This is a genomic window from Bacillus sp. BR3(2024), from assembly GCF_039134555.1.
Taxonomy (GTDB): Bacteria; Bacillota; Bacilli; order Bacillales; family Bacillaceae_G; genus Bacillus_A; species Bacillus_A cereus.
This window is the reverse complement of record NZ_CP152433.1, coordinates 270,001-275,000: the sequence shown is the minus strand read 5'-3', so window position 1 is coordinate 275,000 and position 5,000 is coordinate 270,001. Positions and strand designations below refer to the sequence as shown.

Genomic DNA, 5,000 nt, shown 5'->3' with positions numbered 1-5,000 from the left:
ATAAAAATTGACGTTTCACGTTGTTTGTTTCGTTCAGTTTTCAAAGAACTACTTAGTCGCTCATTTGCGACTTCCTTATGTTAACACTTTCGTTAATTGATGTCAACTAAGTTTTTTATTTCGTTTGTCGCTTTCGACGTTAATGTCATCGGCGACTTGTTATATATTACACCTCTAAAGTATAATCGTCAATACATTTTTTAAAAAACTTTATATTTTATAGATTTCATTTACGTATTTCTTCTATAAGTTATATACAAGCATCCCACAGAACAATCTATGGGGTGCTCTTCTACCATAAAAACTATTGTTCTTTCGACGGCACCGAACAACTTCCATCAGTACAAGAAAGATCGCTTCCACCCTCTGAAGAAAGTTCTTGCAACTTAGGTGCAGGATTCTCTTCTTCCCACACTTGCTGAAGTGCACCAACAAAAGTTTCAAGTGGTTGTGCACCTGAAATAGCATACTTTTGATTAATAATAAAATAAGGCACTCCCGAAATTTGATATTGCTGAGCAATCGCTTCATCAATTCTAACATCATTTGCATACGCATTTTTATCATTAATAACATTTAAAGATTCTTGCTTATCTAAACCTGAAGCTTCAGCGATAGTAGCAAGTGTATCCACATCGCTTAAATTTTTCGATTCAGTGAAATATGCAAAAAGTAAATTTTCTGTAATCTCTTTTTCTTTCCCTTGATTCTTTGCAAACTTAGCAAGACGATGCGCATCAAAAGTATTAGTCGGCTTCATCTCATCAAAATTAAAACTTAAACCCATACTAGCTGCATGATTTCCTAACTGTACGTTATTACGCTTAGCTTCTTCAATACTAATTCCATACTTTGATGCAAGTACTTCATTAATACTTGTTCCAGAATAGATTGGAGCATTTTGGTCTAATTCAAAACTTTTAAACTCAACTTCAACATCCTTCTTATGTGGAAATTGTTCTAAAGCCATCTCTAATCTACGTTTCCCAATATAGCAAAATGGACATACAAAATCCGACCATACTTCAATTTTCATAAAAAACACCTCATTAACATTTAGTTTTCAATCATTGTAGCACTGAGATTAAGGAATTCAAAAGTTTTTGCTCTATCTCCTTCATATAGTACATACAAAAACACACTTATAGCAGAATACCTAATTAACAAAAAAAAAAACGATAATCAAAAGGATTAACTATTATCCCTCCGATTATCGTCTATATAAATGCAACAACTTTAATTATGCCGGAATATACTTCCCTACGAACTTCCATACAGTATTCCAATATTTATTCGAATCTACTTTCTCCGCTTCTCCATGTCCAGCACCTGGAACAATTAATTTCTCTTTTTCTACTTTTGCAGCATTATATACTTCATCTAACATTTCAAAAGGAACGAATGTATCAGCATCCCCATGAATGAACAGCATAGGTGTTTTACTTTTCGCTACTTGTTTTACAGCTGAAGCCTCTTCTAAATCGTAACCAGCTCTTAATTTAGTAACCATATTTGCCGCATTCATAACAGGAAACTTCGGTAAATGGAATAAATCTTTTAGTTGATAAGTAAATTCATCAATAACAGTTGAGTATCCACAATCTTCAATAATAACTTTAACATTAGAAGGTAAATCTTCTCCTGAAGTCATCATTACAGTTGCCCCGCCCATTGAAACACCAAATAGAGCTATTTCAGCATTAGGGTCTTTCTTCAAGATTTGTTGAATCCAAATCAAAACATCTTTACGATCATGCCAGCCCATACCAACATAATCCCCTTCACTATTTCCGTGTCCACGAAGGTCTGGTGCTATGACATTATAGCCTTGTTCATAAAAGTTACGAACATATTTCGTCATTTCTGATGCTCTACCATTGTATCCATGAACTACAATTGCCCATTTATGACTGGATGGTTCATTCATATATTCATAACCTTTTAAATTTAATTTATCGAAAGAACGTATAGTTAATGTGTTAGGTTTATACTTCGATACGAAGTTTGCATTCTTTTCTTCATTTGCAGCCAATACATCTACCGACGCATTTACCGTTTCTACTAAATGAGGATTATCTTGCAAAAATTCTTTTTCTTGTTTCGCATTTAACGCGTAGTTATAAAAATAATTCCCAACTAACATATACACGATTACTAGCAGGACTAAGACTACTATAGTAATTATACTTATCTTTTTCATATTATCTCCTTTTCTAACTTAAATCTTCTTATATTAAAGTACATCAAAAACAACTGTACTATTTTAACACATTGATGAATCCTATCTTTAAGAAATAAAATAGAAAATCTTAAATTACATATAAAGAATCACGAAAGAAATTGAATAAAACTTATATAGCTACGTACTCAAAAACCTTTTTGAAAAGCGAGAAGCACTTCAAAATATTTAGCTTTGAAAAGAAGTTATAAAACACAAAAAAGACGAGTCATTCTGACTCGTCTTAAAGTTGCTTGGCGACGTCCTACTCTCACAGGGACAAGGTCCCAACTACCATCGGCGCTAGAGAGCTTAACTTCCGTGTTCGGTATGGGAACGGGTGTGACCTCTCTGCCATCATCACCAAACTATGAAGGCATATTCCTTCAAAACTAGATAACATTTGCTACATATTATATGGTTAAGTCCTCGATCTATTAGTATTCGTCAGCTCCACATGTCACCATGCTTCCACCTCGAACCTATCAACCTGATCATCTTTCAGGGATCTTACTAGCTTACGCTATGGGAAATCTCATCTTGAGGGGGGCTTCATGCTTAGATGCTTTCAGCACTTATCCCTTCCGCACATAGCTACCCAGCTATGCCCTTGGCAGAACAACTGGTACACCAGCGGTGCGTCCATCCCGGTCCTCTCGTACTAAGGACAGCTCCTCTCAAATTTCCTACGCCCACGACGGATAGGGACCGAACTGTCTCACGACGTTCTGAACCCAGCTCGCGTACCGCTTTAATGGGCGAACAGCCCAACCCTTGGGACCGACTACAGCCCCAGGATGCGATGAGCCGACATCGAGGTGCCAAACCTCCCCGTCGATGTGGACTCTTGGGGGAGATAAGCCTGTTATCCCCGGGGTAGCTTTTATCCGTTGAGCGATGGCCCTTCCATGCGGAACCACCGGATCACTAAGCCCGACTTTCGTCCCTGCTCGACTTGTAGGTCTCGCAGTCAAGCTCCCTTATGCCTTTGCACTCTACGAATGATTTCCAACCATTCTGAGGGAACCTTTGGGCGCCTCCGTTACACTTTAGGAGGCGACCGCCCCAGTCAAACTGCCCACCTGACACTGTCTCCCGGGTCGATAAGACCCGTAGGTTAGAATTTCAATACAGTCAGGGCGGTATCCCACCAGCGCCTCCACCGAAGCTAGCGCTCCGGTTTCAATGGCTCCCGCCTATCCTGTACAAACTGTACCAAAATTCAATATCAGGCTACAGTAAAGCTCCACGGGGTCTTTCCGTCCTGTCGCGGGTAACCTGCATCTTCACAGGTACTATAATTTCACCGAGTCTCTGGTTGAGACAGTGCCCAAATCGTTACACCTTTCGTGCGGGTCGGAACTTACCCGACAAGGAATTTCGCTACCTTAGGACCGTTATAGTTACGGCCGCCGTTTACTGGGGCTTCAGTTCAGAGCTTCGCTTACGCTAACCCCTCTCCTTAACCTTCCAGCACCGGGCAGGTGTCACCCCCTATACTTCGCCTTACGGCTTCGCAGAGAGCTGTGTTTTTGCTAAACAGTCGCTTGGGCCTATTCACTGCGGCTTTCCGTTAAGAAAGCACCCCTTCTCCCGAAGTTACGGGGTCATTTTGCCGAGTTCCTTAACCAGAGTTCTCTCGCACACCTTAGGATTCTCTCCTCGCCTACCTGTGTCGGTTTGCGGTACAGGCACCTTTTATCTCGCTAGAAGCTTTTCTTGGCAGCGGGGAATCAAAGACTTCGCTCCATAAGGAGCTTCCCCATCACAGCTCAGCCTTTACGATAAGCGGATTTGCCTACTTATCAGCCTAACTGCTTGGACGTGCACAACCAATCGCACGCTTCTTCTATCCTTCTGCGTCCCTCCATTGCTCAAACGATAAAGAGGTGGTACAGGAATATCAACCTGTTGTCCATCGCCTACGCCTGTCGGCCTCGGCTTAGGTCCTGACTAACCCTGAGCGGACGAGCCTTCCTCAGGAAACCTTAGGCATTCGGTGGACGGGATTCTCACCCGTCTTTCGCTACTCATACCGGCATTCTCACTTCTAAGCACTCCACCAGTCCTTCCGGTCTGACTTCACTGTCCTTAGAACGCTCCCCTACCACTGATACCATTGGTATCAATCCGCAGCTTCGGTGGTGTATTTAGCCCCGGTACATTTTCGGCGCAGAGTCACTCGACTAGTGAGCTATTACGCACTCTTTAAATGGTGGCTGCTTCTAAGCCAACATCCTAGTTGTCTAAGCAACTCCACATCCTTTTCCACTTAATACACACTTTGGGACCTTAGCTGGCGGTCTGGGCTGTTTCCCTTTTGACTACGGATCTTATCACTCGCAGTCTGACTCCTAAGGATAAGTCATTGGCATTCGGAGTTTGACTGAATTCGGTAATCCGATGAGGACCCCTAGTCCAATCAGTGCTCTACCTCCAAGACTCTTACACTTAAGGCTAGCCCTAAAGCTATTTCGGGGAGAACCAGCTATCTCCAGGTTCGATTGGAATTTCTCCGCTACCCACACCTCATCCCCGCACTTTTCAACGTGCGTGGGTTCGGGCCTCCATTCAGTGTTACCTGAACTTCACCCTGGACATGGGTAGATCACCTGGTTTCGGGTCTACGACCACGTACTAAACGCCCTATTCAGACTCGCTTTCGCTGCGGCTCCGCCTCTTCAGCTTAACCTCGCACGGGATCGTAACTCGCCGGTTCATTCTACAAAAGGCACGCCATCACCCGTTAACGGGCTCTGACTATTTGTAGGCACACGGTTTC

Annotated in this window: 2 protein-coding genes and 2 rRNA genes (1 of these 4 running past the window's edge); all 4 read right to left on the bottom strand. The window is 42.4% G+C overall.

Features of this window, described 5'->3' with window-relative positions; all coding sequences use genetic code 11:
• Nucleotides 1–304: 304 nt before the first annotated feature.
• Entirely contained in the window at nucleotides 305–1,036 is a 732-nt protein-coding gene (locus V7S45_RS01575) for a DsbA family oxidoreductase (protein WP_000687943.1), read from the bottom strand.
• A gap of 204 nt (nucleotides 1,037–1,240) precedes the next feature.
• A complete protein-coding gene (locus V7S45_RS01570; RefSeq protein ID WP_025689588.1) occupies nucleotides 1,241–2,200 on the bottom strand; it encodes an alpha/beta hydrolase in 960 nt (319 codons plus the stop codon).
• Nucleotides 2,201–2,470: 270 nt separating this feature from the next.
• Nucleotides 2,471–2,586: ribosomal RNA gene (gene rrf, locus V7S45_RS01565) — 5S ribosomal RNA — on the bottom strand.
• Nucleotides 2,587–2,635: 49 nt separating this feature from the next.
• Nucleotides 2,636–5,000 (bottom strand): 23S ribosomal RNA (locus V7S45_RS01560); it runs 557 nt beyond the window's last position.

Coding starts and splice junctions, on each gene's coding strand:
- V7S45_RS01570 (WP_025689588.1), bottom strand. CDS start 2,200: ATGAAAAAGATAAGTATAATTACTATAGTAGTCTTAGTCCTGCTAGTA.
- V7S45_RS01575 (WP_000687943.1), bottom strand. CDS start 1,036: ATGAAAATTGAAGTATGGTCGGATTTTGTATGTCCATTTTGCTATATT.